The sequence below is a fragment of the Rhizobium sp. 05L429 genome, from assembly GCF_056397645.1.
In genome coordinates this window covers 205,120-230,275 of the sequence record NZ_JBFTNV010000005.1, presented here as the reverse complement: position 1 = coordinate 230,275, position 25,156 = coordinate 205,120, and the positions used below count along the sequence as shown (strand labels likewise).

Annotated in this window: 27 protein-coding genes and 1 tRNA gene; 15 read left to right on the top strand and 13 right to left on the bottom strand. The window is 60.1% G+C overall.

Annotated features, from left to right (window positions below; translation table 11 throughout):
- Nucleotides 1-185: 185 nt before the first annotated feature.
- Genes AC1DNW_RS07370 through AC1DNW_RS07360 form a run of 3 tightly spaced genes read left to right on the top strand, consistent with a single transcriptional unit; the run spans nt 186 to nt 3,511 of the window.
- Nucleotides 186-1,661 carry an ABC transporter substrate-binding protein gene (locus AC1DNW_RS07370; RefSeq protein ID WP_477852272.1) on the top strand — a complete coding sequence of 492 codons (1,476 nt, stop codon included), beginning with the start codon at nt 186-188 and terminating at the stop codon, nt 1,659-1,661.
- Nucleotides 1,662-1,721: 60 nt separating this feature from the next.
- Entirely contained in the window at nt 1,722-2,642 is a 921-nt protein-coding gene (locus AC1DNW_RS07365; RefSeq protein ID WP_113308683.1) for an ABC transporter permease, read from the top strand.
- Nucleotides 2,642-3,511: an ABC transporter permease gene (locus AC1DNW_RS07360; RefSeq protein ID WP_113308684.1), complete on the top strand. Its 870-nt coding sequence runs from the start codon at nt 2,642-2,644 to the stop codon at nt 3,509-3,511. Before AC1DNW_RS07365 ends, AC1DNW_RS07360 begins: the two co-directional genes overlap by 1 nt.
- Before the next feature lie 61 nt (nt 3,512-3,572).
- Here AC1DNW_RS07360 and AC1DNW_RS07355 read toward each other — a convergent pair.
- Nucleotides 3,573-3,647: transfer RNA gene (locus AC1DNW_RS07355), tRNA-Gly, on the bottom strand.
- A gap of 257 nt (nt 3,648-3,904) precedes the next feature.
- Between AC1DNW_RS07355 and AC1DNW_RS07350 the strand changes: the two genes are divergently transcribed.
- The 4 genes from AC1DNW_RS07350 (at nt 3,905) to AC1DNW_RS07335 (ending at nt 6,413) form a co-directional block, all read left to right on the top strand.
- Nucleotides 3,905-4,414: a prolyl-tRNA synthetase associated domain-containing protein gene (locus tag AC1DNW_RS07350; protein WP_113308727.1), complete on the top strand. Its 510-nt coding sequence runs from the start codon at nt 3,905-3,907 to the stop codon at nt 4,412-4,414.
- Nucleotides 4,415-4,472: 58 nt separating this feature from the next.
- Nucleotides 4,473-5,444: a thioredoxin gene (gene trxA / locus AC1DNW_RS07345; protein WP_113308685.1), complete on the top strand. Its 972-nt coding sequence runs from the start codon at nt 4,473-4,475 to the stop codon at nt 5,442-5,444.
- Nucleotides 5,445-5,545: 101 nt separating this feature from the next.
- On the top strand, nt 5,546-6,217 hold the full coding sequence (locus AC1DNW_RS07340; protein WP_113299587.1) for an LON peptidase substrate-binding domain-containing protein: 672 nt from the start codon (nt 5,546-5,548) through the stop codon (nt 6,215-6,217).
- A 7-nt stretch (nt 6,218-6,224) separates the two neighbouring features.
- Entirely contained in the window at nt 6,225-6,413 is a 189-nt protein-coding gene (locus tag AC1DNW_RS07335) for a Trm112 family protein (protein ID WP_007814601.1), read from the top strand.
- A 70-nt stretch (nt 6,414-6,483) separates the two neighbouring features.
- On the opposite strand, the gene AC1DNW_RS07330 is transcribed toward AC1DNW_RS07335, so the two are convergent.
- A complete protein-coding gene (locus AC1DNW_RS07330; RefSeq protein ID WP_113308686.1) occupies nt 6,484-7,698 on the bottom strand; it encodes a ubiquinone biosynthesis hydroxylase in 1,215 nt (404 codons plus the stop codon).
- A gap of 85 nt (nt 7,699-7,783) precedes the next feature.
- Between AC1DNW_RS07330 and tesB the strand changes: the two genes are divergently transcribed.
- The 6 genes from tesB to AC1DNW_RS07300 all read left to right on the top strand — a co-directional run bounded on the left by tesB (nt 7,784) and on the right by AC1DNW_RS07300 (nt 15,381).
- Nucleotides 7,784-8,668 (top strand): acyl-CoA thioesterase II, encoded by an 885-nt coding sequence (gene tesB / locus AC1DNW_RS07325; RefSeq protein ID WP_113308687.1) that lies wholly within the window; start codon nt 7,784-7,786, stop codon nt 8,666-8,668.
- A gap of 213 nt (nt 8,669-8,881) precedes the next feature.
- Nucleotides 8,882-9,232, top strand: coding sequence for a P-II family nitrogen regulator (locus AC1DNW_RS07320; RefSeq protein ID WP_007814595.1), 351 nt, complete (start codon nt 8,882-8,884; stop codon nt 9,230-9,232).
- A gap of 30 nt (nt 9,233-9,262) precedes the next feature.
- Complete coding sequence (locus AC1DNW_RS07315) at nt 9,263-10,693, top strand: ammonium transporter (RefSeq protein ID WP_113299590.1); 1,431 nt, start codon at nt 9,263-9,265, stop codon at nt 10,691-10,693.
- Nucleotides 10,694-10,930: 237 nt separating this feature from the next.
- Nucleotides 10,931-13,600: an FtsK/SpoIIIE family DNA translocase gene (locus AC1DNW_RS07310; RefSeq protein ID WP_477852269.1), complete on the top strand. Its 2,670-nt coding sequence runs from the start codon at nt 10,931-10,933 to the stop codon at nt 13,598-13,600.
- 135 nt (nt 13,601-13,735) lie between these two features.
- On the top strand, nt 13,736-14,410 hold the full coding sequence (locus AC1DNW_RS07305; protein WP_113299592.1) for an outer membrane lipoprotein carrier protein LolA: 675 nt from the start codon (nt 13,736-13,738) through the stop codon (nt 14,408-14,410).
- Between the two features lie 167 nt (nt 14,411-14,577).
- On the top strand, nt 14,578-15,381 hold the full coding sequence (locus AC1DNW_RS07300; protein WP_113507240.1) for an exodeoxyribonuclease III: 804 nt from the start codon (nt 14,578-14,580) through the stop codon (nt 15,379-15,381).
- A 6-nt stretch (nt 15,382-15,387) separates the two neighbouring features.
- On the opposite strand, the gene AC1DNW_RS07295 is transcribed toward AC1DNW_RS07300, so the two are convergent.
- Together AC1DNW_RS07295 and AC1DNW_RS07290 are read right to left on the bottom strand one after the other, a co-directional pair.
- Nucleotides 15,388-15,843: a cyclic nucleotide-binding domain-containing protein gene (locus AC1DNW_RS07295; protein ID WP_113308690.1), complete on the bottom strand. Its 456-nt coding sequence runs from the start codon at nt 15,841-15,843 to the stop codon at nt 15,388-15,390.
- A gap of 1 nt (nt 15,844) precedes the next feature.
- Nucleotides 15,845-16,528, bottom strand: coding sequence for a response regulator transcription factor (locus AC1DNW_RS07290; RefSeq protein WP_112564470.1), 684 nt, complete (start codon nt 16,526-16,528; stop codon nt 15,845-15,847).
- Nucleotides 16,529-16,667: 139 nt separating this feature from the next.
- Between AC1DNW_RS07290 and AC1DNW_RS07285 the strand changes: the two genes are divergently transcribed.
- Nucleotides 16,668-17,216, top strand: coding sequence for a L,D-transpeptidase family protein (locus AC1DNW_RS07285; RefSeq protein ID WP_113308691.1), 549 nt, complete (start codon nt 16,668-16,670; stop codon nt 17,214-17,216).
- 157 nt (nt 17,217-17,373) lie between these two features.
- The gene (locus AC1DNW_RS07280) at nt 17,374-18,204 is read left to right on the top strand and encodes an aldo/keto reductase (RefSeq protein WP_113308692.1); all 831 of its coding nucleotides are present in this window, start codon (nt 17,374-17,376) and stop codon (nt 18,202-18,204) included.
- A gap of 56 nt (nt 18,205-18,260) precedes the next feature.
- Here AC1DNW_RS07280 and AC1DNW_RS07275 read toward each other — a convergent pair whose 3' ends face one another.
- The 9 genes from AC1DNW_RS07275 to AC1DNW_RS07235 all read right to left on the bottom strand — a co-directional run bounded on the left by AC1DNW_RS07275 (nt 18,261) and on the right by AC1DNW_RS07235 (nt 25,140).
- A complete protein-coding gene (locus AC1DNW_RS07275; RefSeq protein WP_477852267.1) occupies nt 18,261-18,602 on the bottom strand; it encodes a cell surface protein in 342 nt (113 codons plus the stop codon).
- Between the two features lie 196 nt (nt 18,603-18,798).
- Complete coding sequence (gene leuC, locus AC1DNW_RS07270) at nt 18,799-20,208, bottom strand: 3-isopropylmalate dehydratase large subunit (RefSeq protein ID WP_113308694.1); 1,410 nt, start codon at nt 20,206-20,208, stop codon at nt 18,799-18,801.
- Nucleotides 20,209-20,450: 242 nt separating this feature from the next.
- Nucleotides 20,451-21,269, bottom strand: coding sequence for an amino acid ABC transporter permease (locus AC1DNW_RS07265; protein WP_113299599.1), 819 nt, complete (start codon nt 21,267-21,269; stop codon nt 20,451-20,453).
- A 17-nt stretch (nt 21,270-21,286) separates the two neighbouring features.
- Nucleotides 21,287-22,084 (bottom strand): transporter substrate-binding domain-containing protein, encoded by a 798-nt coding sequence (locus AC1DNW_RS07260; protein ID WP_113299600.1) that lies wholly within the window; start codon nt 22,082-22,084, stop codon nt 21,287-21,289.
- A 146-nt stretch (nt 22,085-22,230) separates the two neighbouring features.
- Nucleotides 22,231-22,794 (bottom strand): 50S ribosomal protein L19, encoded by a 564-nt coding sequence (rplS, locus tag AC1DNW_RS07255; RefSeq protein WP_113299660.1) that lies wholly within the window; start codon nt 22,792-22,794, stop codon nt 22,231-22,233.
- Nucleotides 22,795-22,993: 199 nt separating this feature from the next.
- The gene (gene trmD, locus AC1DNW_RS07250; RefSeq protein WP_113308695.1) at nt 22,994-23,695 is read right to left on the bottom strand and encodes a tRNA (guanosine(37)-N1)-methyltransferase TrmD; all 702 of its coding nucleotides are present in this window, start codon (nt 23,693-23,695) and stop codon (nt 22,994-22,996) included.
- A 5-nt stretch (nt 23,696-23,700) separates the two neighbouring features.
- Nucleotides 23,701-24,270, bottom strand: a complete 570-nt coding sequence (rimM, locus tag AC1DNW_RS07245) for a ribosome maturation factor RimM (protein ID WP_113308728.1) — start codon at nt 24,268-24,270, stop codon at nt 23,701-23,703.
- A 125-nt stretch (nt 24,271-24,395) separates the two neighbouring features.
- Nucleotides 24,396-24,770 (bottom strand): 30S ribosomal protein S16, encoded by a 375-nt coding sequence (gene rpsP / locus AC1DNW_RS07240; RefSeq protein WP_113299602.1) that lies wholly within the window; start codon nt 24,768-24,770, stop codon nt 24,396-24,398.
- A 49-nt stretch (nt 24,771-24,819) separates the two neighbouring features.
- The gene (locus tag AC1DNW_RS07235; protein ID WP_113299603.1) at nt 24,820-25,140 is read right to left on the bottom strand and encodes a chorismate mutase; all 321 of its coding nucleotides are present in this window, start codon (nt 25,138-25,140) and stop codon (nt 24,820-24,822) included.
- Nucleotides 25,141-25,156 lie beyond the last annotated feature (16 nt).

Genomic DNA, 25,156 nt, shown 5'->3' with positions numbered 1-25,156 from the left:
TTTGCCTTGACAATAAGTTCACAAAATGAACCAATCAATCAAAATAAATTACAAAAATTGATCAAGGCCGACCGAAAGGCGGCTTCAAGAATCAACAAGAGGGTGAACCAATGGAAATCATTCGCAAGAAATTTATTAGCACTCGCCAGTTTGCATTGAGCTGCGCCGTCGCCGGAGCGCTGTTTGTGCCGTTTTCTGCCTTCGCTTCCACGCTGACGGTCATGCAGACCGAAGCGCCGCGCTCGATGGATCCGGGCGATCAGACCGCGACGTTCACGGCCGCGGTTCTGGACCCGATGTATGAGGGGCTTCTCGCCCGCGCCAAAGGCCTTACTCTCCAGCCTGCGCTTGCTACGGAGTGGTCGAGCGACGATGCCGGCATCGTGTGGACCTTCAAGCTGCGCCAGGGCGTAAAATTCCATGACGGCACTCCGTTCGATGCCGATGCCGTGGTCAAGAACTTTACACGCCATCTCGACACCAAGCGCGGTCTTGCCGCCAGCGGCCGTCTGCGCACCTTCATCGACAGTGTCAGCGCTATCGATCCTTCCACGGTGCAGTTCAAGCTTAAAAAGCCTTATCCGGCCTTTCTCGCGCTCCTGACCACAGGCGCCTGCCTCATGGTCAGCCCGACCGCAGATGCTGCCGGCACGATCGGCAGCAAGGCAGTCGGCACCGGTCCCTACAAGCTGCAGGAATACAAGTCCGGCGAATATGTACTGGAAACGAAGAACACCGATTGGTGGGGAGGCGCCCCGAAAGGTGCCGACGAGATCAAGTGGACCTGGACGGCCGAGCCGTCGGTCATGAACATGGCGCTGCAGACGGGTGATGCCGATATCGTCAATCCGCTGCCGGCCGCCTTTGCCAAGCAGCTCGCGGCCAACTCGGACATGAAGGTCAACAAGTCGGATGGTTCGGCAGTGTTCTGGGTTTCGCTCAACACCAAGCTGAAGCCGCTCGACGATGTGCGTGTGCGCCAGGCTCTGAACTATGCGACCGACCGGGACGGCCTCGTCAAGGCGATCATGCAGGGCAATGCGACGCCGGCAAATTCGCCGTTGGCGCCGGTCACGCCCGGCTATGACAAGACGCTTGCGCCCTACACCTATGACGTCGACAAGGCGAAGAAGCTGCTCGCCGATGCCGGCTATCCCGATGGTTTCTCGATGACCACCATCGTGCAGGAGCCCGAGGCACGCATTGGCGAACTGCTGCAGGCCATGTGGGCGAAGGCCGGGGTGAAGCTTGACGTTCAGCGCATGGAAAGCGGTGTCTGGGCAAAGGCCGCCTTTGCTGATCCGGCCGGCAAGGCGGCTGCCAATACGGGTTCGGTGATCGCCTCCTGGTCTTCCGGCGTCAACGGCGCCGACTTGCAGTTCCGGCCGCTCTACTATTCGGCAAGTGCTTCGCCTGCCAGCGCCAATCTCGGCTTCTTCAACGATCCGAAGCTCGACGAGCTGATCGACAAGGCGGCCTCGACACTGGACGAGAAGGCGCGCAACGCGGTCTATGTCGATGCCCAAAAGGAGGTCAACGAGCAGGCGCCGCACGTTCTCCTCTATACGACGCAGGATCTCTATGCTGCCCGCAATAACGTGAAGGGTGCCTGGGTCATCCCGGGAGGCCAAGTCGTGGTCAAGGAAGCCACCAAGGACTGATGCGTATCCGGGCGGGCTGCGTATTGCGTCGTCCGTCCGATCACTGACAATGACGGTCCGATGAAAGCCTATCTTCTCAAGAAGCTGCTCGCGTTGCCGCTGATCCTGATCGGCGTGTCGCTGCTCATCTTCATCGCCATCCGCGCGCTTCCCGGTGATCCGGCCCGCATGATGGCCGGCCCCGAAGCCACGCAGGAAGCGGTCGATAATATGCGCGCCCGGCTGGGGCTCGACCGCAGCATCGCCGAACAATATGGTTCGTTTGCCTATGGCGCCGTCAGGGGCGATCTCGGCATGTCCCTCAAGTCGAAGCTGCCTGTCGTCGATGAAATCGCCGAGCGGATGCCCTTTACGCTCGGCCTTGCGATCACCGCCTATCTGCTGGCGATCGCCATCGGTGTCCCGGCCGGCATGATCGGCGCGATCTACCGGCATGGCTGGCCGGACCAGGCCGTGATGTTGCTTGCCATCGCCGGCGCTTCCATCGCCAATTTCTGGCTGGCGCTGATGGCGATGAATACGTTCTCCGTCAGTCTCGGTTGGTTGCCGCTTCTCGGCGCCACCTCATGGAAGAGCTTCATCCTGCCGTCGATCACGCTCGCGGTGCTGCCGATGGCTGTCATCGCCCGCATGACGCGCTCCAGCATGATCGAGGTGCTGGCGCAGGATTATATCCGCACGGCGCGGGCCAAGGGTGTGGCGCCTAGCTCAATCTATTGGAGCCATGCGCTGCGCAACGCGCTGATCCCGATCGTCACCATCGCCGGCCTGAATTTCGGCAGTCTGATCGGCGGCGCCGTCGTCACCGAATCGGTCTTCAACTGGCCGGGCATCGGTCGCCTGCTGGTCGATTCCGTGCGCTATCGCGACTATCCGGTCATTCAGGGTGTGACGCTGGTCGCTGTGACAGGCGTCGTCGTCATGAATTTCCTGGCGGAAATGATGATCGCTGCGCTCAACCCGAAGATAAGGTTCGACTGATGGCGGTGAGCGAAGCGGAAAAGGTTGCGACCGGCAGCAGCGGTATGCGCCGCGCCTTGCGCTGGCTTGCGACGCATAAGGGCATCACTATCGGCGGCGGGCTGATCGGCATCATCGTGCTGATGGCAATCTTTGCGCCGCTCGTCACCTCGGCCGATCCCTATTCTCAGGATCTGCTTTCGACCATGCTGGAACCATCCTGGGAGCACCCCTTCGGCACCGATGACAATGGCCGGGATATTTTCGCCCGCGTGCTCTACGGTGCTCGTATCTCGCTTTTAGAGGTCGTCCTCAGCGTCGGGCTCGCTGTCGTCGTCGGCGTGCCGCTCGGCATTGTCTCGGGCATGACCGGGCGCTATGTCGACCAGGCGATCATGTGGTGCATGGATATCCTCTTCGCCTTCCCGGGCATCGTGCTTGCCATCTTGATCGTCAGCGTGCTCGGCACCAGCCTGGTGAACCTGCTGATCGCCATCGCGATCTTTTCGGTGCCGGTCTATGCGCGGCTCAGCCGCAACCTGACGCTCGGCCTCAAGGCGATGGATTATGTCGAAGCGGCGATCTCGCTCGGCGTGTCGCGCCACCGAATCATGACGCATTACATCCTGCGCAACGCGATCGGCCCGATCATCGTGCAATCGACGCTGACGGCAGGCACGGTCATCCTGTCGGCCGCAAGTCTTTCCTTCCTCGGGCTCGGCGCGCAGCCGCCGCTTCCGGAATGGGGAGCGATGATGAGCGATGGCCGCAATTATCTCGGCCTCAACATCTATATGTCGCTCTTTCCGGGCCTTGCGATCATGGTCACCGTGCTCGGATTCAACATTCTCGGCGACGGCCTGCGCGACCTGCTCGATCCGCGGAAATAGCCAACGTGGGGCGTAGCGAGCCGCACTTTTCATTTAATCGGTTGGGAAAGTTTTGAGAAACTGGAGCGGGCGAAGGGATTCGAACCCTCGACCCCAACCTTGGCAAGGTTGTGCTCTACCCCTGAGCTACACCCGCTCAATCCACACAGGTCCGGGGTAGTAAGTAGCGGACCGTGGGCGCCACCTTGCGGCGACGGGCGCTATATCGCCCAAACGATTTTCAAATGCAACAGGGAAATGACGGAAAAACGAAGAAAAGTTCGGATGGCGGAGAACCGGCTTCGGAAACGCCGCGAATGCAGGGCAACGCGTCGGTCCTGAAGATTGCCAAGCTCGCGAGGCGGACTTAAGCAGACAGTCCAATCTGCCTTACTCTTGTCTGATGGAATGATGATGACCGAAAACAAGCCCAAGACTCGCCAGGATCTTCTCGCCTTTCTCGATGGCCTCGGCATCGCCCACAGTACCAAGGACCATGCGCCCGTCTTCACGGTAGCCGAATCGGCGGCGCTGCGGGACGAGATCCCCGGCGGACACACCAAGAACCTGTTCGTGAAGGACAAGAAAGATCGTTATTTCCTGCTGACCGTGGAGGAAAATGCCGTCGTCGACCTCAAGCAGGTCCATACCATCATCGGCGCTTCCGGACGCGTCTCTTTTGGCAAAGCCGAGAAGCTGATGGAATATCTTGGTGTCATTCCGGGCGCTGTGACCGCGCTCGGCGCGATCAACGATACCGGCAACAATGTCACCTTCGTGCTCGATGCGCATCTTATGCATGATGACATCATCAACTGCCATCCACTCTCCAACGACGCGACGACTTCGCTCGCCAGCGCCGATCTGATACGATTCATGGAAGCGACAGGGCATAAGCCGCTTGTCTTGAAAGTGACGTCCTGACATACGATTTTAGCGCTATCAGAGAGACGCCGGCAGATCGGCGCGGCGGGAGATATCTATGAGCGGCAGCGACAATCCCTATAACGGCTCCTTCGGCAACCAGATGTCGGCAACGGCAAGTTTCGGCACGACACCGCAGCCTGCGGTGGAGGGCGGCCATATCAAGGACACGACGACAGCGAATTTCACCAAGGATGTTCTGGAGGAATCGCGCAACCAGCCGGTGCTGGTCGATTTCTGGGCGCCCTGGTGCGGTCCGTGCAAGCAACTGACGCCGGTGCTTGAAAAGGTCGTCAACGAGGGGCAGGGCCGCGTCAAGCTGGTCAAGATGAATATCGACGATCATCCGTCGATCGCCGGCCAGCTCGGCATTCAGTCCATTCCCGCCGTCATCGCCTTTGTCAACGGCCGCCCGGCCGACGGCTTCATGGGTGCGGTGCCGGAAAGCCAGGTCCGCCAGTTCATCGATCGCCTTGCAGGTCCTGCAGGCGCCGATCAGGCTGCTGAGATCGAGGGGGTTCTCACCGAAGCTGGCGAGTTGCTTGCTGCCGGGAACATCAATGAAGCGGGACAGCTTTATGGTGCCGTCATGCAGGCCGATCCGGAAAACACCAAGGCGCTTGCCGGCGTGGCGGAGTGCTTGATTGTGGCTGGTCAGCATGGTGAGGCCCGCCAGATGCTGAGCGAGCTGCCGGAAGAGCTTGCCAAGGATACCGGCATTCAGGCGGTTCTGAAGAAGCTCGACCAAATCGAAGAAGCCCGCAAGCTCGGCGATCCGATCGCCCTGGAACGTGAGTTGGCTTTGAACCCCGATCATCATGAAGCGCGCCTGAAGCTTGCCAAGATCCTCAATGTCGAAGGTAAGCGCGATGAGGCAGCCGAGCATCTGCTCACCATCATGCGCAAGGACCGCACCTTCGATGATGACGGCGCCCGCCGCCAGCTCCTGCAGTTCTTCGAGGTCTGGGGTTTCAAGGATCCGGCGACGGTTTCGGCCCGCCGCAAGCTTTCCTCGATCCTGTTTTCCTGAGTTTGCACCTTCGCCCTTGCGTTTTCAGACAAGGGCACCACATTTCTCGTCAGGGCGGACGCGTTAGACGCGCCCGTCGCAAGAGTGCGGGACCAGTCTTCATGCAAGTGGGCAATGCCAGATACCTGAAGCCCGGCGATCTACCGGACGAAATTGCTGTTTTCCCCCTGACAGGTGCGCTTCTCCTGCCTGCCGGGCAGTTGCCTCTCAATATCTTCGAACCGCGTTATCTTGCGATGTTCGATGCTGCGCTCACCGGAAACCGTCTGATCGGCATGGTGCAGCCGGCGCACGGCGAACATGAGGACAAGGCGCATGCGCCGGAACTTGCAGCTGTCGGCTGCCTTGGCCGGATCACCTCCTATGCCGAAACCGGTGATGGGCGTTATATCGTCTCGCTGACGGGCGTATGCCGTTTCCGGCTGCTGGGGGAGCGATCGCACGGCCAGCCGTTCCGCACTTTCCGTATCGCGCCGTTCATATCGGACCTTTCGGCCGAAAACGAGGAGGATGCCGTCGACCGCAATGCGCTGCTGACGGCCTTCAAGGCCTATCTCGACGCCAACAAGCTGGAGGCGGACTGGGAGAGTGTGGAGCGCGCCAGCAACCTCACCCTCGTCAATTCGCTCGCCATGATGTCGCCCTTCGGCCCGGCCGAAAAGCAGGCGCTCCTTGAGGCACCCGACCTGAAGACCAGGGCGGAAACCCTGATCGCCATTACCGAAATCGTGCTCGCTCGCGTTTTCGGCGATTCCGACACCGTGTTGCAGTAGAGGCGCCGTGGACGAAAAGCTGAGCCGGGTCGATCCCAAACTTCTCGAACTTCTCGTCTGCCCGCTCACCAAGGGGCGGCTTTCCTATGACCGCGAGCATAATGAGCTGGTTTCGGAAAAGGCGCGGCTTGCCTATCCGATCAGGGACGGCATTCCGATCATGCTGGTTTCGGAAGCGCGCACGCTCGAGGACTGATTTCTAGAGAATTTCTTTGTTTTTATGCAATTCCAAAACCGCTGCACCCTTTGCTGGAATTGCTCTCATTTCAAATCGTTTCGCCTGAGAGCAGTCGCGGATTGTCCTTGGCTGTCGTTCCCGCAGCCTGGCCGATGAAGAAGGACTTCAGACCGGGCAGGCGATCGACGATGCCGAGGCCGAAGTCGCGGGCGATGCGGATTGGCGCCATATCGTTGGAAAAGAGCCGGTTCAGCACATCGGTCGTGACGCCCATGCGGAAGGTGTCGAAACGGCGCCAGCTCTGGTAGCGCTCGAGAATGTTGATGGCGCCGATATCCAGGCCGAGGCGATCGGCTTCCACGATGGTTTCGGCAAGTGCCGCCACATCCTTGAAGCCGAGATTGAGGCCCTGGCCGGAAATCGGATGGATGCCGTGTGCGGCATCGCCGGCAAGCGCGAAGCGCGGTGCGACGAAGGAGCGGGCGAGTGTCAGGCCAAGCGGAAAGGCGCGCTTGTCGCCGACGACCTTGAGAGTGCCGAGCTTGTGGCCGAAGCGGCGCTCCAGTTCCTCCTCGAAAACCAGATCGTCGGCGGCAACGAGCCTGTTGGCATCGTTCGTCCGCTCGGTCCAGACCAGCGATGACCGGTTGTTGCGTAGCGGCAGGATGGCGAAGGGGCCGGAGGGCAGGAAGTGCTCTTCGGCACAGCCATTGTGCGGGCGCTCATGCTCGACGGTTGTGACGATGCCGGACTGACCATAATCCCAGGTGACGGTCTTGATGCCGGCAAAGTCGCGCAGCCTGGAGCGCACGCCGTCGCAGGCAACCAGCAGGCGCGATTGCAGCGTGCTGCCGTCGGACAGGCTGACCTCGATATTGGTATCACCGGTCGTCAGGCCCGTGGCGCTGAGGCCGTGGCGGATCTCGATGCCGAGCCGTTCGCAGACGCCGCGCAGCGCGCCGACCATGACGACATTGGGGATCATGTGGGCAAACGGCCGGCCCTCGGCCACTTCACCGTTGAAGGTCAGGAAAATCGGACGGACGGGATCGGACATCTTGGAGTCGGTGACGATCATCTTGGTGATCGGCTGGGCCTCCGGCTCGATCTCGGCCCAGATGCCGAAGACCTCAAGCATCTTCGTTGCAGCGGCGATGATGGCGGAGGCGCGCATGTCTTTCTGCCAGACATGTTCGGGTGCGGCTTCGACGACGGCGACGTCAAGGTGAGGTGCAGCCTGCTTGACCGCCACTGCCACGGACAGGCCGACATAACCTCCGCCCACAACCAGCAAATCCAGCATCATCCGCTCCTGTTACTTTCTACGATCAGATGCGATCTATATAGATCATCACACTGCCACTTCCTACCGCCGGGAGCCGAACAAAATGACGGAGCAAACGGACAAGCCCACCGCTATGGAAACGTTGATTTCGACGCTCGATATCGAGCCGATCGAGGTCGATATCTTCCGAGGCCGCAGCCCGCAGGTCGGCTGGCAGCGGGTGTTCGGCGGACAGGTGATCGCGCAGGCGCTGATGGCGGCTCACCGGACCGTCGATGACGAACGTTTCATTCACTCTCTGCATGCCTATTTCATGCGTCCTGGCGATCCCTCCGTGCCGATCATCTATCAGGTCGAGCGTATCCGCGACGGATCGAGCTTCAATACGCGCCGGGCCGTCGCGATCCAGCACGGCAGGGCGATCTTTGCGCTGTCGGCCTCGTTCCAGGTGGAAGAGGCGGGCTTCGATCACCAGATCCCCATGCCATCAGTGCCGATGCCGGAAACGCTGCTCGGCGAACAGCAGATCAAGGAACAGTACCTCGCCCATGCGCCGGCGGCAGTGCGCAAATATTGGGAGCGCGAAAGGCCGATCGAAATCAGGCCGATCTCGCTCAAGCACTATTTCACCCGCGAGAAGCTCGAGCCGCGTCAGGATGTCTGGGTTCGCGCCACCGGTCCCGTGCCGGACAGCCGGCTTTATCAGGCTGCCGTACTTGCCTATCTCTCAGACATGACGCTGCTCGACGCGTCGCTGCATGCCCATGGAACGTCCATCTTCGATCAGAATTTGCAGGTCGCAAGCCTTGACCACGCGATGTGGTTTCACAGGCCGGACAAGCTCGACGACTGGCTGCTCTACACGCAGGACAGTCCATCAGCCTCAGGCGCCCGAGGACTGACCCGTGGCAGCCTGTTTACGCGATCCGGTGCGCTGATCGCGTCGGTGGCGCAGGAGGGCCTGATTCGGAAAAAGGCAAATGAATAAATAGTAGGCATCTTTATAAATTTGCGCATTATTTATGCGCTTATTGGCCCATCATCTGCCTGTTTATTGGCGTTCCCAATTATAATCTTTATATTTCAATAACTTATAGACTGTCACGAATCTGGCACGTCCTTTGAATGTCTATCGCCGGTCGCTGTTGAAGAAACAGTCAGCGGCAAGGAGAGTCGGCTCCGCGCCGAGGGATAACGAAGGATGGGAAACCAGATGAAAATTGTGATGGCCATTATCAAGCCGTTCAAGCTCGATGAGGTCCGCGAGGCCCTCACGGCGATCGGTATTCAGGGCCTGACCGTAACCGAAGTGAAGGGCTACGGTCGTCAGAAGGGACACACTGAAATCTATCGCGGTACTGAATATGCAGTCAGCTTCCTGCCGAAGCTCAAGATCGAAATCGCGGTCGCATCCGAAATCGTCGACAAGGCGGTAGAGGCCATCGCAGCATCTGCCAAGACCGGCCAGATCGGCGACGGCAAAATCTTCGTCTACTCGATCGACCATGCCGTGCGCATCCGTACGGGCGAAACCGATTCAGAAGCGCTGTAAAAAGAACGGCAGATCAAGGAGCTATTTCCAATGTCAATTTCGAAGTTTTCCTCTAACCTGACGCGACTTGGCGCGCTTTCCGCCGCTCTGCTGGCGCCGGTCGTTGCCTTCGCGCAGGAAGCCGCCCCGGCAGCTGCCGATGCTGCAGCCGCCGCTCCAGCCATGACGATGGATAAGGGCGACAACACCTGGATGCTCATTTCCACGGTGCTCGTTCTCCTGATGACCATCCCGGGCCTGGCGCTGTTCTACGGCGGCCTCGTCCGCGCCAAGAACATGCTGTCGGTTCTCATGCAGGTCTTCATGATCACGGCCGTCGTCATGATCATCTGGGTCACCTACGGCTATTCGCTCGCCTTCACGGATGGCGGCTCGCTGAACAGCTTCGTCGGCGGCTTCTCCAAGGCTTTCCTTGCCGGTGTGACGCCGTCTTCGCTCGTCGAGACCTTCTCCAAGGGCGTGGCCATTCCGGAACTCACCTACATCTGCTTCCAGATGACCTTCGCCTGCATCACGCCGGCCCTGATCGTCGGCGCCTTTGCCGAGCGTATCAAGTTCTCGGCCGTCATGCTCTTCGTCGTCCTTTGGGTCACCTTCGTCTACTTCCCGATGGCGCACATGGTCTGGTTCTGGGGCGGCCCGAGCGCCTATAGCGGCCCGTCCGGTCTCATCTTCTCCCTCGGCGCGATCGACTTCGCAGGCGGTACGGTCGTTCACATCAATGCCGGTGTCGCCGGCCTGATCGGCGCCATCATGCTCGGCAAGCGCACGGGCTATAAGAAGGAAATCATGGCTCCCCACTCCATGACCCTGACGATGGTGGGTGCCTCGCTTCTCTGGGTCGGCTGGTTCGGCTTCAACGCCGGCTCCAACCTCGAAGCCAACGGCTATGCATCGCTCGCAATGATCAACACCTTCGTCGCAACGGCTGCTGCCGCTGTTTCCTGGTGCATCGTTGAAAGCTTCACCCGCGGCAAGGCTTCCATGCTCGGTGCCGCTTCGGGTGCCGTTGCCGGTCTCGTTGCCGTTACCCCGGCTGCCGGTTTCGCCGGGCCGATGGGTTCGATCGTTCTCGGTCTCCTCGTCTCACCGGTCTGCTACTTCTTCGTCGACGTCGTGAAGAACAAGTTCAACTATGACGACTCGCTCGATGTCTTCGGCGTCCATTGCATTGGCGGTATCTTTGGCGCCATCGGCACCGGCATTCTCGTCAACCCGGCTCTCGGCGGCGCTGGTATCGTCGACTATTCGACGCCCGACTTCGCAGCCACTTATCTGGGCACGGGTGCACAGGTCTTCAATCAGCTCAAGGGCGTACTGATCACGATCGCCTGGTCGGGCATCGGCTCGGCGATCCTCTACAAGATCGTCGACGTCGTCATCGGCCTGCGCGTTCCGGTCGAAGCCGAGCGCGAAGGTCTCGACCTCGCAACGCACGGCGAAGCCGCTTACCACTCCTGATCACAGGGTTTGCGGCGCCCGGCACAAGGGCGCCGCTGAACAGCCCGTCGCGGCCTATCCAACAATAAGCCGCTCTTGGCCCGGACCTTCCAAGGTTCGGGCTTTTTTCTTTTTAGCGATCCGCCATATGCATGGTTAACATCGCTTTAACCCCGCTCTGATTAGGTGGAGCGGACGCATTTGGCGCGGCGAAGTATTGGCGATTCGCGTGCCCTCAGGCATTGGACGGGTTAGAACATGGCAAGAAGCACGTCGCCGGCAATGGATGGCCGTCCTGACCGGTTCTCCTTCTCGGCATTCATGCTGCGGCAGATCCAGGCTCTCATCGGCTTTGCGATCTTCCTGCTCTTAGCGCTCGCGGTTGCAGCACTTGCGACCTGGAACGTCACCGATCCCAGCTATTCCTACGCTACCGGCAACCTGCCGACCAATGTACTCGGTTCTAGTGGTGCTGCCTTTGCCGACGTCGCCATGCAATTCCTGGGTTTGGCAAGCGTCGTTGGGATGCTGCCGATCGTTGCCTGGGCGCTGGCGTTGATTTCCGGCCGCCGCATCAGCCGCATTCCGGCGCGCGCCGGAGCCTGGCTTGCCGGCACAGTGTTTTCCTCCGCCGTCATCGGCTGTTTCCCGCCTCCGCTCACCTGGCCGATCCCGAACGGCATCGGCGGCGTTATCGGCGACATGATCCTGCGTTTTCCTGCACTCTTCGTCGGCGCTTATCCGACAGGTGTCTTCGCCACCGCCGTCGGCTGTATCTTCGCCGTTCCGACCGCGTGGATGATGCTCTTTGCTGCCGGCATCGTCGGCCGCACCGAGCTCGATGAGGAGGACGAAGAAGAGGAATATGTCGATACCCGCAGCAAAGTGCGTGTCGTCGGCGATGAGGACGAGGACGATGACGGATCCCGCTGGATGGCCTTTAGCGGCGCCATGACGCATGCCTGGTACATGAACCAGGCGCGTTTCCGAAGGCTTTTCGGTATGGGACCGCGTAAGCGCCGCCAGAGCGATTTCGAATCGCCCTATGATTTCAACGACGACGAATTCGGTACGCTGAACGAGCCGGTGCGCGCCAAGCCCGCAGCGCGGGGCGAACGGATGGATCCCTCCATGGACCCGCGCGCCGCATCTGGCCGCCGGGTCGTCTCGGCTCCCTCCGTCTCGCTCAACGACGATGACGATGAGGACGACGATCCGCCGTTCGACACCGATATGCCGCCGCGTCCGGCCGATATCCTGCCGGACGACGACGATGACTGGACGATTCGCGCGCCGGCAAAATCGGCCGGTAAACCCGAACCGCGCGTTATTCCCGCCTCGGCCCGTCCGAAGCCCGGCGCCCGCGTCGAACGCGAGGCGCAGGGTTCGTTCATCCGGCCGGAAGGTTTTCAGCTTCCGTCCATGCATCTGCTCGCGGAACCCAAGAATGTGGTGCGCGATTCCACGCTCTCGGCCGATGCCTTGGAGCAGAATGCCCGCATGCTGGAAGGCGTTCTGGAGGATTTTGGCGTCAAGGGCGAGATCATCCACGTCCGGCCGGGCCCGGTTGTCACGCTCTACGAGTTGGAGCCGGCTCCCGGCATCAAGTCTTCCCGTGTCATCGGCCTTGCCGACGATATCGCCCGCTCGATGAGCGCGATCGCCGCCCGCGTCGCCGTTGTGCCGGGCCGTAACGCAATCGGTATCGAATTGCCGAACCAAACGCGCGAAACCGTCTATCTGCGTGAACTGATAGGGTCACGCGACTTCGAAGGCTCCAAGGCGAAGCTCGCGATGGCGCTTGGCAAGACGATCGGCGGCGAAGCCGTCATCGCCGATCTCGCGAAGATGCCGCATCTGCTGGTGGCCGGTACCACCGGTTCCGGTAAATCCGTTGCCATCAATACTATGATCCTGTCTCTGCTCTACCGCATGACGCCGGAGCAATGCCGACTGATCATGATCGACCCGAAGATGCTGGAACTCTCCGTCTATGACGGCATTCCGCACCTGCTCTCGCCTGTCGTGACCGATCCGAAGAAGGCTGTCGTGGCGCTCAAGTGGACCGTCCGCGAGATGGAAGAGCGCTACAAGAAGATGTCGAAGATCGGCGTGCGCAACATCGATGGCTTCAACACGCGCGTCGAGCAGGCGCTTGCCAAGGGCGACACGATCTCGCGCACCGTGCAGACCGGCTTCGACCGGCAGACGGGCGAAGCGGTCTACGAGACAGAGGAATTCGACCTGCAGCCGATGCCCTATATCGTCGTCATCATCGACGAAATGGCCGACCTGATGATGGTCGCCGGCAAGGATATCGAAGGCGCCGTGCAGCGCCTTGCGCAGATGGCGCGCGCCGCAGGTATCCATGTCATCATGGCAACGCAGCGTCCGTCGGTCGATGTCATCACGGGCACGATCAAGGCAAACTTCCCGACCCGTATCTCCTTCCAGGTGACCTCGAAGATCGACAGCCGTACGATCCTTGGCGAGCAGGGTGCAGAACAGCTGCTCGGCATGGGCGACATGCTCTATATGGCAGGTGGCGGCCGCATCCAGCGCGTCCACGGCCCGTTCGTGTCAGACGTCGAGGTCGAAGAAATCGTCACCTACCTGAAGACGCAGGGTTCGCCGCAATATCTCGATGCCATCACTGCCGATGACGACGAGGATGGCGAGTATGGCGGCGGTCCAGCCGGCACGGCAAATCTTGCCGATTCAGAGGATCCCTACGATCAGGCGGTCGCCATCGTCCTGCGGGACGGCAAGGCATCCACTTCCTATGTCCAGCGCAGGCTGGGCATCGGCTACAACCGCGCTGCCTCGCTTGTTGAACGCATGGAGCAGGAGGGCATCATCGGCCCTGCCAACCATGCCGGCAAACGCGAAATCCTCGTGCCGACCGACGGAGATATCCTCGACCGCTGACGACGGAAAATTTGACGGCGCAACCCATCCGATGGAAACCCCGGGGCATGTAATCCGTTACCTTTCACCGGGCAATGGCGGCGCCTTGAAGACGCCGCCTTTCGGCGGCATTCAGATTGCATACAGGAGGTTCACATGACCAACTCCGCATCCATCTTTTCCGGCCTGCCGGTAACCCGCCGCGAGGTCCTTGGCGTCTTTGCCGCTGCCGCCGTTGCAAGCGCCGTTCCGTTTCCCGCTTTCGCCCAGGCGGCAGCCCCTGCCGCCAACAGCGTCACGGCACAGGCCATTGCCGATCATTTCTCCGCTGTCGCCACCATGCAGGGCGAATTCGTGCAATTTGGCCCGCGCGGCGAACAGACGGGCGGCAAGTTCTTTATCCAGCGCCCGGGCAAGCTGCGTTTCAACTATGACGATCCGTCGCCCATGCGCGTCATCGCCGACGGGAGAAACGTTGCCATCGGCAATGTGAAACTGAAGACCTGGGATCTTTATCCGCTCTCCAAGACGCCACTCAGCCTGCTGCTTGCTCCCCATATCGATCTCTCCGCCGGCATGGTGAAGGGCGTAAAGGAAGAGTCGGATCTGACGACGATTTCGCTCGGCAACAATACGGTGTTCGGCAACTCGACCATCACTATGATGTTTGACCCGAAGACCTATGACCTGCGTCAATGGACGATCACTGACAATCAGGGCAAGGATACGTCCGTGATGATCTTCAACGTCAAGACCGGCATGGCCTTCGAGGATCGCGTCTTCCGCGTGCCCTATGAGGATATCAAAGGCACTTCGGCAAACCGCGACTAAAGCGCTGTGCGTCCATTCTCCATTCGGACGCACAGAGCGCTCTACCTCTTCTAAGCCTGATGCTGTGACGCTTTTCAGTTGATCGCCGGCCGGTTTTGTCTGCGACCGGTTTTCTCGTTACCGCCTTTGCTCTAAAGCCTTTTCAGAGGGATCTGAAAGGGCATGGCATGAGCTTCTCAATCACCACCTGGAATATCAATTCGGTGCGCCTTCGCATGCCGATCGTCGAGCAGCTCGTGCTGAAGCACAGGCCCGATATCCTCTGCCTGCAGGAAACCAAGGTTACGAACGATCTCTTCCCGCTCGCGCCGCTGCGCGCCATGGGCTACGAGCACATCATCATCCACGGCCAGAAGGGGTATCATGGCGTTGCCATCGCTTCCCGTGTGCCGCTGACTGAGGATCACCGGCAGGATTACTGCAATGTCGGCGATGCGCGCCATATTTCGGCGGTCTTCGAGCGCGGCAACCGGCGTATCCGCCTGCACAATTTTTATGTTCCTGCTGGCGGCGACGAGCCGGATCGTACGATCAATCCGAAATTCGGCCATAAGCTCGATTTCATCGAGGAGATGAAGAACCTCAAGGCCAGCGCCGAGCCGAACACGTCAGCCATTCTCGTCGGTGATCTCAATATTGCACCGCTGGAACACGATGTCTGGTCTCACAAACAGCTTTTGAAGATCGTCAGCCACACGCCCGTCGAAACCGATGGGCTGCTCGAGGTGATGAAGCGTGGCGGCTGGCACGATCTCATGCGCCAGCATGTGCCTGCCAACGAGAAGCTTTACACGTGGTGGAGCTACCGCGCGAAGGATTGGGAAGCTGCCGACAAAGGCCGACGTCTCGACCATATCTGGTCCTCGCCCGATCTCGGTCCGCATCTGCAGCGCATCGAGGTGCTGAAGGAAGCGCGCGGCTGGGATCGGCCGTCCGACCATGTGCCGGTGACCGTGCATCTCAATCTCTGAGAAAGCTCAGCTGAAGCGGCTAAACTGGCTTGCGGCCTGAGCAGCAAGATCGGCGATGCTGTCGCGGATACGGTTTTCCATAATGCGCGCCGCCGACGGATATTCCTCGATCAGACGATGGAACAGCGCCCGGGTGATGCGGATGATGCCGGTATCCTCGCGTGCGATTGCCGTGAACTTGCGCTCCACCAGCGTGATCAACGCCAGTTCCGAGATCAGCGCTCCGGCGCCGGCGATGGCTTCGGTCCGGCCCATGCCGTCGGAGCCTGTCACGCTGAGTTCCAGGCTGCCACTGGTGATCACATAGGCGCTTTCGGCGGGCGAGCCCTGACGAAACAGCATCTGCCCGGCAGCGATCACGCGTCGGTCGGCGCCGAAGGCGATCAGCCGGAGCTGGTCGTCGTTCATGTCCTTGAAGAGCGGCAGCTGCGAAAGCAGATGAATATCGTCGGAAAGAGACATTCTACGGGATGATCTTGTAGCCGCCGTTCTCCGTCACGAGGATCTCGGCGTTGGACGGATCACGCTCGATCTTCTGGCGCAGGCGGTAGACGTGGGTTTCCAGCGTATGGGTCGTGACGCCGGAATTGTAACCCCAGACTTCTTCCAGCAGTACGTCGCGGGTGACGACCTTCTGTTCGGCTCGGTAGAGATAGCGGATGATTGCCGCTTCCTTCTCCGTGAGCCTGATCTTCTGGCCGTTGTCGGTCGTCAGCAGCTTCTGGCTCGGCTTGAAGAGATAAGGGCCGACCGTGAAGGTGGCGTCCTCGCTCTGCTCGTGCTGGCGAAGCTGCACACGGATGCGGGCGAGCAACACGGCGAAACGGAAGGGCTTGGTGACGTAGTCGTTGGCGCCGGCCTCAAGGCCGAGGATCGTGTCGGAATCCGTGTCGTGGCCGGTCAGCATGATGATCGGCGCCTTGAAGCCGCCCTTGCGTAGCAGTTTCACCGCCTCGCGGCCGTCCATATCAGGCAGACCGACGTCCATGATCAGCAGATCGACCGGGTTGGAGCGGGCGGCCTGGACCCCCTTGCCCGCGGTCGCTTCCTGCAAAACCGTGAATTCCTCATACAACGACAATTGCTCCGTCAGCGTCTGGCGAAGGTCGTCGTCGTCATCCACCAGAAGAATGGTGCGTGCGGTCATGCGGGTGCGTCCTTGCGTTCTGTCAGATACTCCTACGCCAAATTCCGCATTTGGCAAGGATTGCTGGTCTGCGGTTGCCGCTCGGGGCCTGATATGATTTCAATCGAAGCCCAAGGCAATTCAACAACATGCGAGAAAGATGGAAAAAACAAGGCGAGAGCGAAGCGACAGGCCCTCAACGCTCGTTGTGCGGGCGGCACCAGGCAAAACAAGCAGGGCCATCGTCCGTTTTGGCCCACTTGTATTGCCAGCCGCGATCGGCCGTAGCGGCCGCACCGTGACAAAACGGGAAGGCGACGGAGCAACGCCGATCGGCAGCATGCGGCTTCTCTACGGCTTCCGGCGCGGCGAGCGAAACGGTCATCTTGCCTCGGCGCTGCCCATCAAGCGCATCCGCACCGGCATGCTGTGGTGCGATCAGCCGGACAATGCGAACTACAACCGGCCGATCCAGGCACCGTTCAAGCCAAGTCATGAGGAGATGAAGCGGAAGGACGGACTCTATGATATCTGCCTGGTGCTCGACTGGAACGTAACGTCACGGGCGCGCAACCGCGGCTCGGCGATTTTCTTCCATCTCATCCGGCCGGGATATGAGCCGACCGCCGGCTGTGTCGCGATCAGCGCCCGCGACATGCGCCGCATCCTGCCCTACCTAAGAAAGGGAACGATCCTTCGCGTTCTCTGATTGTATTGCGGGCTCTCTGTCCTATATGGGTTTTCGACCGGACGCGCAGGCTGCAATGCGTCCAGGGAAACCCGCCGCGCGGGTTCAAATCATGCCCATCCAATTCGTGCCCATCGAATTCAGTCTTGGCCAATCTTCAAACTTACGGAGATATATTGTGACCACTCAGCCCATCATCACTTTCCATGACGGACATTCCATTCCCCAGGTCGGTCTCGGCGTCTGGCAGACCCCGCAGGATATCGCGGCTCCGACCGTGCGCACCGCACTTGCCGCCGGTTATCGTCATATCGACACGGCTTCCGGCTATGACAATGAAGAGGGCGTCGGTGAAGGCATCCGGTCGGCAGGTGTCGACCGCAAGGATATCTTCCTCACCACGAAGCTGCGCAATACCGACCAGGGTTATGACAATGCGCTGCGTGCCTTCGAGGTCAGCCTGAAAAAGCTCGGCAGCGAGTATATCGATCTCTATCTCATCCACTGGCCATCGCCGCATCGCGGGCTCTACCGCGAAACCTGGAAGGCTTTCGTGCGCCTGAGGGAGGAAGGGCGCGTGCGCTCCATCGGCGTATCGAACTTCTATCCTGACCATCTCGATCACATCATCGGCGATACCGGCGTGGTTCCCGTCATCAACCAGATCGAGCTGCATCCCGACTTCCAGCAGAAGGCGGCGCAGGAAGCGCACAAGAAGCTCAATATTGCTACCGAATCCTGGAGCCCGCTCGGTCAGGGTCGCTTCATCTCCAATCCAGCCATCGGTCAGATCGCGGCCAAACATGGCAAGACGCCTGCTCAGGTCATCATCCGCTGGCACATCGATACCGGCCTCGTCGTCATACCGAAATCGGTGACGCCGTCGCGCATCGAGGAGAACTTCAAGGTCTTCGATTTCAAGCTCGACGGTGACGACATGGCTGCCATCGCCAAGCTTGACAATGCAGGCGCCCGCATGGGGCCGGACCCCTACACCGCGACCTTCTAAACACTGTAAAACAAAGCTGCGGCTGTCATGTCGACAGCCGCCGTCTCGAACACAGTCTAATAATTGCAATATTGCGAGCCGTTGGTCGGCGTGAATCCGTAGCTGCAGGTGTTCCGCAAACGAGGCTGCGACCGGATCGAACCGGTGTAATCCCTATTTCCACGGAATGCCTGAGGTGGATACCAGTATCCATCCGAAGCCCGCCGATATCCCGTACGCTGCGTTTTATAGCCGGGATAGCCGTTCATGTATCTTTGCCCTGCCTGCGCGAGACGCACGATGCCGGCAATAGCGGGCGGTTCTGCGTAGAGTGGAGCAGCGATGCCAGGACCAACCGGCGCCATTGAAGCAAAGGCGACGAGGGCAATCGGCAGGACTGCCAATAATCTCTTTCCCATTGATCATTCTCCCCAGCGATATCAACTCAAACGCTCATCCCGGGAGCGCAGATTCAATCACGCACACAAGCAGCGGGGCAAGTCGATTATCCGAAAGGGTGAAATTCGGTCAAAAGAGTGTCATTACTATGCCATTAAAATAAAACGCCCGGTGCGGATGCACCGGGCGTTTTTCATGTCAGATGTGCGAGAGCGATCAGTTCCACTCGCGGATATCGACGAAGTGGCCGGCAATCGCGGCTGCGGCGGCCATGGCCGGCGAGACGAGATGCGTGCGGCCCTTGAAGCCCTGACGGCCTTCGAAGTTGCGGTTCGACGTCGAGGCGCAGCGCTCGCCCGGCTTCAGGCGGTCGTCGTTCATGGCGAGACACATGGAGCAGCCCGGCTCGCGCCAGTCGAAGCCGGCAGCCTTGAAGATCTTGTCGAGGCCTTCCTGCTCCGCCTGTTCCTTCACGAGGCCGGAGCCCGGAACGATCATGGCGTTGACGGTCGAGGCAACGGTCTTGCCCTCGACGACCTTGGCGACAGCGCGCAGGTCTTCGATGCGGCCATTGGTGCAGGAGCCGATGAAGACGCGGTCGATGTTGATGTCGGTCATCGGCGTGCCCGGCTTCAGGCCCATATAGTCCAACGCACGCCACTTGGAGGTGCGCTTCGTTTCGTCCTGGATATCGTCAGGGTTCGGTACGATACCCTGCACAGAAATCACGTCTTCGGGCGAGGAACCCCAGGAGACGATCGGCGGCAGGTTGGCGGCATCGAGCACGACGACGCGGTCGTAATGAGCGCCTTCATCGGTCTGCAACGTCTTCCAGTAGGCAATCGCCTGTTCCAGCGCCTCGCCCTTTGGCGCACGCGGCTTGCCCTTTATGTATTCGAAGGTCTTTTCGTCAGGGGCGATCAGGCCGGCGCGGGCGCCGCCTTCGATCGTCATGTTGCAGATCGTCATGCGGCCTTCCATCGACAGCGCGCGGATAGCTTCGCCCGCAAATTCGATGACATGACCAGTGCCGCCGGCCGTGCCGATCTCGCCGATGATGGCGAGGATGATGTCCTTGGCAGTGACATGCGGCGGAAGCAGGCCGTCGACACGCACCAGCATGTTCTTCGCCTTCTTCTGGATCAGCGTCTGGGTCGCCAGGACATGTTCGACCTCGGAGGTGCCGATCCCATGCGCCAGCGCGCCGAAGGCGCCGTGCGTGGAGGTGTGGCTGTCGCCGCAGACAATCGTCATGCCGGGCAGGGTGAAGCCCTGTTCCGGACCGACGATGTGAACGATGCCCTGACGCTTGTCGCTTGCCGAATAATACTCGACGCCGAATTCGGCGGCATTGGTGGCCAGCGCTTCGACCTGGATGCGGCTTTCCTCGTTCTTGATGCCAAGATGGCGGTCGGGCGAAGTCGGAACGTTGTGGTCGACGACGGCGAGCGTCTTTTCAGGCGCGCGAACCTTGCGGTGGGTCATGCGCAGGCCTTCGAAGGCCTGCGGCGAGGTGACTTCATGGACCAGGTGACGGTCGATGTAGAGAAGACAGGTGCCGTCTTCCTGTTCGTCGACCAGATGGTCGGCCCAGATCTTGTCGTAAAGGGTACGCGGTGCGCTCATGGCTATAGTCCGTTTTGGCTGGAGCATGGAATTTAAGGATGTCGCGGACAGGCTCCGCGGACCGTCATTCGATCAACGAAGTCGGCTGTTGAGCGCACCGGAAACGGACGCATAGAAGCGTGCCGGCAGGCGGTAATGATCCTGCAGCACGAAAATATGCGCACCGATGCATCTAAATTTGGATTCCATAGGGTGGATATAGCTATTTTTGACCGAAACGGCAATTCGAATCATGCGCCCGCTCAGTGCCGCGGCATCTGTTTCATCTTCTTCTCGATCCGCCGCAGGAAGAGCGACAGGCCGATCGTCAGGATCAGATAGATGTAGGTGACGATCGAATAGGTTTCGAAGAAGCGGAAGGAGCCGGAGGCGTAGACCTTACCCATCTGCGTGATGTCGGCGACGCCGAGGACGGAGACGAGGGAGCTGTCCTTCACCATGGAGACGAAGTCATTGGAGAGCGGAGGGAAGATCACTCTTATCGCCTGCGGGAAGACAACGAGGCGGAAACGGCGGTAGCGCGACAGGCCAAGCGACTTGGCGGCTTCGATCTGGCCGATATCGACGGACTGGAAGCCTGCCCGGAAGATCTCGGCGATAAAAGAAGAATAGCCGATCATGAGCGCAATGATCGCCCGCCACATCAACGACAGATCGCGCACGAGGATGGGTTCCAGAAGACCGGCACTTACCAGCGGAGTTATCAGGAAATTATAGGCCGCAACAACGCCCGGCGCGCCGACGAAGGCGATGTAGAAGAGCAGCACCAGAATCGGGATGCCTCGGATGATTTCGATGTAGAAGCGGGCTACCTGACGCAGCACGATGCTGTCCGACAGGCCCAGCAGCGCGATGCCGAGACCAAGCGCCGTCGCCAGCACGAAGGCGACGAGTGTGACAAAGATCGTGACGCCGGCTCCATTCACGACGGTCCGGAACACCTGCGTGTAGATGTCGTTGGTGACGATGACGGCGGCAAGCGCCATGCCGATCAGGACGAGGACGACCAGCCACCAGGGACGGTCGTCCTTCTCGTGTCGAGGGGACGGTGGGAGCGCCATCTGCGATTTCTCGGGGGTTATTCGCCCATCTTGTAGTCGAGGAACCACTTCTTGTTCAGCGCATCGAAGGTGCCGTCTGATTTCAGCGCAGCGATAGCGGCATTGACGGGCGCGACGAGATCGGAACCCTTCGGGAAGATGAAGCCGAAATCCTCGGTGCCGAGCGGTTCGCCGACGACCTTCAGCCCACCGTTCGAGGAATCGACATAACCCTTGGCAGCGACGCTGTCGGTCAGGACGAGATCGACGTCACCCGTCTTCAGCGCCTGCACGGTCGCGCCGAAGGTTTCGAAGAGCTTGATGCGCGGGTTCTGCTCGTTGCCATCGAGAATTTCATAGACGGCAGTATAGAAGGGCGAAGTGCCGGGCTGGGCGCCGATGAGGCCATCGTTGAAGGCGCCGAAGCTTTTGGCATCGGTGAAGCGCTTCTCGTCCCCACGTACCAGCATGAACTGCTGCGAGCGCATGTAGGGATCGGAGAAATCGACCTTCTGCTTCCGGTCGTCCTTGATGGTGATGCCGGTCATGCCGATGTTGTATTGCCCATCGGACACGGCCTGGATCATCGCGTCCCAGCTGGTGTTCTGGTATTCGACCTTGGCGTTCAGCCGCTTGGCGATCTCGTTCATCGCATCATATTCCCAGCCGATCGCCTTGCCGGACTTGGGGTCGACGAACTGCAGCGGCGGATATGCGTTTTCCGTCACAACGACGACGGTCTTGCCGCCGAGATCAGGCAGGCTGGCTGCGAAGGCTGTGAGCGGCGAAAGCATTGCGGCCGTCAGGCCGGCGAGAACTGTGCGGCGAAAGAACATGGTGTGGCTCCCCATTATTTGACCCGAGAATTGTCATGGAAGATGCCGCCATGGCAAGGCTGCAACCGCTGCCCGTAGATGCAAAAAAGAAAAGGCGGCCCAAAGACCGCCTTTTCCATGCAATGATTTTCGCTTTCGCGAGCTGCTTATTCAGCCGAACCTTCAGCAGCGGCTGCGGCTTCTGCGGCAGCCTTGGCTTCGGCAGCTTCAGCGGCGGCCTTTGCTTCAGCGGCTTCTGCTGCTGCCTTTTCGGCGGCGAGAGCCTGAGCTGCTGCGATCTTTTCAGCTTCGATACGTGCCTTTTCCTCGGCAACGGCAGCGCGTTCGGCATCGTTGAGCTTGCGGGCGCGGACGCCGGTGTCTTCAACGATACGTGCAGACTTACCGCGACGGTCGCGCAGGTAGTAGAGCTTGGCGCGACGGACCTTACCGCGGCGAACGACGTCGACGCTTTCGATCATCGGCGAGTAAACCGGGAATACGCGCTCGACGCCTTCGCCGTAAGAGATCTTGCGGACCGTGAAGTTTTCCTGCAGGCCTCCGCCGGAGCGGGCGATGCAGACGCCTTCGTAGGCCTGAACGCGGGTACGGGTGCCTTCCGTAACCTTCACGTTGACGCGGAGGGTGTCGCCCGGGGAGAATTCCGGAAGTGTGCGCTTGGCTTCGATCTTGGCGGCCTGTTCGGCCTCAAGCTGCTGAATGATGTTCATCGTCTTAACCTTTGGTTCTTCTGAAACAGCCAGAGCGCTCACACTGTCCATCGGTCGATGCCTCCGGAGTTTGCCCTTGCGGGCGGGAGCGGATTCGCCATTCTTTGTTTGCTGGCAGACGGGGATAAACCCCATTTCCGCGTGCGCCATTACACGAAAGACTTCCGCGTGTCATCCCTTGGACGGCAAATTTGTGGAATCAGCCGGCTTTTTCGGGCTTTTGCGCCGTAATCAGGTCCGGCCGCCGTTCCTTCGTCAGTGCAATCGCCTCTTCGTGTCGCCATTTCTCGATGGCGCCGTGATTGCCCGATATCAGGATTGCGGGAATCTCGCGGCCTTCCCATTCCTGCGGACGGGTGTAGTGCGGATGCTCCAGCAGTCCGCCCTCGAAGCTTTCATGCAGGCCCGAGAGATCATTGCCCATCACGCCCGGCAGAATGCGTACGATCGCATCGAGCAGGATCAGCGCCGCCGGCTCGCCACCGGACAGAACATAATCGCCGATCGAGACTTCTTCGAGTTCTCGCGCCTCGATCACACGCTGGTCGACGCCTTCGAAGCGGCCGCAGACGATGAGGACACCGTCGCCGGCAGCAAGTTCACGTACGCGCTCCTGAGTGAGCGGTTTGCCGCGTGGACTCATCAACAAGCGGGGGCGATTGTCGTTTTCAGAAGCGCTGTCGATGGCGCGGGCGAGTACGTCAGGCTTCAGCACCATACCGGCGCCGCCGCCGGCTGGCGTATCATCGACGGTGCGGTGTTTGTCGGTCGCGAAATCGCGAATTTGCACGGTGTCGAGCGACCATTGTCCGCGCTCGGCCGCCTTGCCGGCGAGCGAAAAGCCCAGATGGCCCGGAAACATTTCCGGGTAGAGTGTCAGCACGGTCGCCCGGAAAGCCATGGCGTTTACTTCTTATTCTTCGGCTTGCCTGACGTAAGACCCTTCAGATCGTCAGGATCGTCGATAAGTCCGGCTGCACGCGGATCGATCAATAGCTTGCCGGCCTCGAGATCGATTTCCAGCACGGAGGCTTCCGAAAAAGGGATCAGAACCGGACGCTTGCCGGGACCTTTGAGCTCCAGCAGATCGCCGCCGCCGAAATCGAAGACACCGGTCACGGTCCCGTAGCTGACGCCGTGATCGTCGAATGCTTCCAGCCCTTCCAGATCGGCGTAGAAGAACTCGTCGTCCTCCAGCTCCTCGTCGGACAGATTGTCACGCTCGATATAGAGTTCTAATCCGTTCAGCGCCTCGGCGGCGTTGCGGTCGTTGACGCCGCGGAAGCGCACGACGACCATATTCTTCATCTCGCGCAGTTCAAGGACCTCGAAGCTGCGTCCGTCCATGCTGTACAGGTGGCCGTAGTCGCCGAGTGCAGTCGGGTCGGCCGTATAGGCCTTCACACGCACTTCGCCGCGAATCCCCTGTGCGCCGCCAATGGTTGCCATCAGCACCGGATTTTCAAGCTTGGTCATGGGTTCCTTCATTCGAACGCAGGCAGAAGCCGAGATCACGCTTCTCATAAACGAAGTGCGAGGGAATGGAAACGAAAACGGGCGGCATGTCGCCATGCCGCCCGTTCTGGTGGGATCGGAACAGATTATTCGGCGGAAGCAGAAGCAGCGGCTTCGGCAGCGTCAGCAGCCTTCTGAGCCTTTTCTGCTGCACGCTCCTGGGCCCTCTTGCCCGGCTTTGCCTTTTCCGGGTTGTTGCGGGCTTCGCGCTTGGAGATACCGGCTTCGTCGAGGAAGCGCAGTACACGGTCGGTCGGCAGGGCGCCCTGGTCGAGCCAATGCTTGATGCGTTCGCCGTTCAGCTGAACGCGCTTCTCGTCGTCCTTGGCGAGCATCGGGTTCCAGGAACCGAGGCTCTCAAGGAAGCGGCCGTCACGCGGGCTGCGGGCATCGGCGAGAACGACGTGGTAGTACGGGCGCTTCTTGGAACCACCGCGTGCGAGACGAATTTTCAGTGCCATGTTCTTTACTCCTTAGGCTTTTCTTGAACCGCTTCGTTGAGCGGCATGGTTATCGGGCTGCGGCGCTCTGTTCAGCGTGGTCCGCAGCGATCTGCTCATGATGCCGGATGACTTCCTTGATGATGAAGTTCAGGAACTTCTCAGCGAAATCCGGATCCAGATGCGCATCTTCGGCAAGCTGCCGAAGACGGGCGATCTGGTATTCCTCGCGCGCCGGATCAGCCGGCGGCAGATTGTATTTTGCCTTCAGCACGCCGACCTCTTTGGTGCAGCGGAAGCGTTCAGCAAGAACATGCACAAGCGCCGCATCGATATTGTCGATCGACTGACGGTACTTGGCGAGCTGGGCTTTGACGTCTGGATCAATCATGGGGCAGGCGATCCTT

Excerpts from the sequence above, each read along its gene's own strand:
- AC1DNW_RS07365 (WP_113308683.1), top strand. The coding sequence starts at position 1,722 with ATGAAAGCCTATCTTCTCAAGAAGCTGCTCGCGTTGCCGCTGATCCTG.
- AC1DNW_RS07360 (WP_113308684.1), top strand. The coding sequence starts at position 2,642 with ATGGCGGTGAGCGAAGCGGAAAAGGTTGCGACCGGCAGCAGCGGTATG.
- AC1DNW_RS07350 (WP_113308727.1), top strand. The coding sequence starts at position 3,905 with ATGACCGAAAACAAGCCCAAGACTCGCCAGGATCTTCTCGCCTTTCTC.
- trxA (WP_113308685.1), top strand. The coding sequence starts at position 4,473 with ATGAGCGGCAGCGACAATCCCTATAACGGCTCCTTCGGCAACCAGATG.
- AC1DNW_RS07340 (WP_113299587.1), top strand. The coding sequence starts at position 5,546 with ATGCAAGTGGGCAATGCCAGATACCTGAAGCCCGGCGATCTACCGGAC.
- AC1DNW_RS07330 (WP_113308686.1), bottom strand. The coding sequence starts at position 7,698 with ATGCTGGATTTGCTGGTTGTGGGCGGAGGTTATGTCGGCCTGTCCGTG.
- tesB (WP_113308687.1), top strand. The coding sequence starts at position 7,784 with ATGACGGAGCAAACGGACAAGCCCACCGCTATGGAAACGTTGATTTCG.
- AC1DNW_RS07320 (WP_007814595.1), top strand. The coding sequence starts at position 8,882 with ATGGGAAACCAGATGAAAATTGTGATGGCCATTATCAAGCCGTTCAAG.
- AC1DNW_RS07315 (WP_113299590.1), top strand. The coding sequence starts at position 9,263 with ATGTCAATTTCGAAGTTTTCCTCTAACCTGACGCGACTTGGCGCGCTT.
- AC1DNW_RS07310 (WP_477852269.1), top strand. The coding sequence starts at position 10,931 with ATGGCAAGAAGCACGTCGCCGGCAATGGATGGCCGTCCTGACCGGTTC.
- AC1DNW_RS07305 (WP_113299592.1), top strand. The coding sequence starts at position 13,736 with ATGACCAACTCCGCATCCATCTTTTCCGGCCTGCCGGTAACCCGCCGC.
- AC1DNW_RS07300 (WP_113507240.1), top strand. The coding sequence starts at position 14,578 with ATGAGCTTCTCAATCACCACCTGGAATATCAATTCGGTGCGCCTTCGC.
- AC1DNW_RS07295 (WP_113308690.1), bottom strand. The coding sequence starts at position 15,843 with ATGTCTCTTTCCGACGATATTCATCTGCTTTCGCAGCTGCCGCTCTTC.
- AC1DNW_RS07290 (WP_112564470.1), bottom strand. The coding sequence starts at position 16,528 with ATGACCGCACGCACCATTCTTCTGGTGGATGACGACGACGACCTTCGC.
- AC1DNW_RS07285 (WP_113308691.1), top strand. The coding sequence starts at position 16,668 with ATGGAAAAAACAAGGCGAGAGCGAAGCGACAGGCCCTCAACGCTCGTT.
- AC1DNW_RS07275 (WP_477852267.1), bottom strand. The coding sequence starts at position 18,602 with ATGGGAAAGAGATTATTGGCAGTCCTGCCGATTGCCCTCGTCGCCTTT.
- leuC (WP_113308694.1), bottom strand. The coding sequence starts at position 20,208 with ATGAGCGCACCGCGTACCCTTTACGACAAGATCTGGGCCGACCATCTG.
- AC1DNW_RS07265 (WP_113299599.1), bottom strand. The coding sequence starts at position 21,269 with ATGGCGCTCCCACCGTCCCCTCGACACGAGAAGGACGACCGTCCCTGG.
- AC1DNW_RS07260 (WP_113299600.1), bottom strand. The coding sequence starts at position 22,084 with ATGTTCTTTCGCCGCACAGTTCTCGCCGGCCTGACGGCCGCAATGCTT.
- rplS (WP_113299660.1), bottom strand. The coding sequence starts at position 22,794 with ATGAACATCATTCAGCAGCTTGAGGCCGAACAGGCCGCCAAGATCGAA.
- trmD (WP_113308695.1), bottom strand. The coding sequence starts at position 23,695 with ATGGCTTTCCGGGCGACCGTGCTGACACTCTACCCGGAAATGTTTCCG.
- rimM (WP_113308728.1), bottom strand. The coding sequence starts at position 24,270 with ATGACCAAGCTTGAAAATCCGGTGCTGATGGCAACCATTGGCGGCGCA.
- rpsP (WP_113299602.1), bottom strand. The coding sequence starts at position 24,770 with ATGGCACTGAAAATTCGTCTCGCACGCGGTGGTTCCAAGAAGCGCCCG.
- AC1DNW_RS07235 (WP_113299603.1), bottom strand. The coding sequence starts at position 25,140 with ATGATTGATCCAGACGTCAAAGCCCAGCTCGCCAAGTACCGTCAGTCG.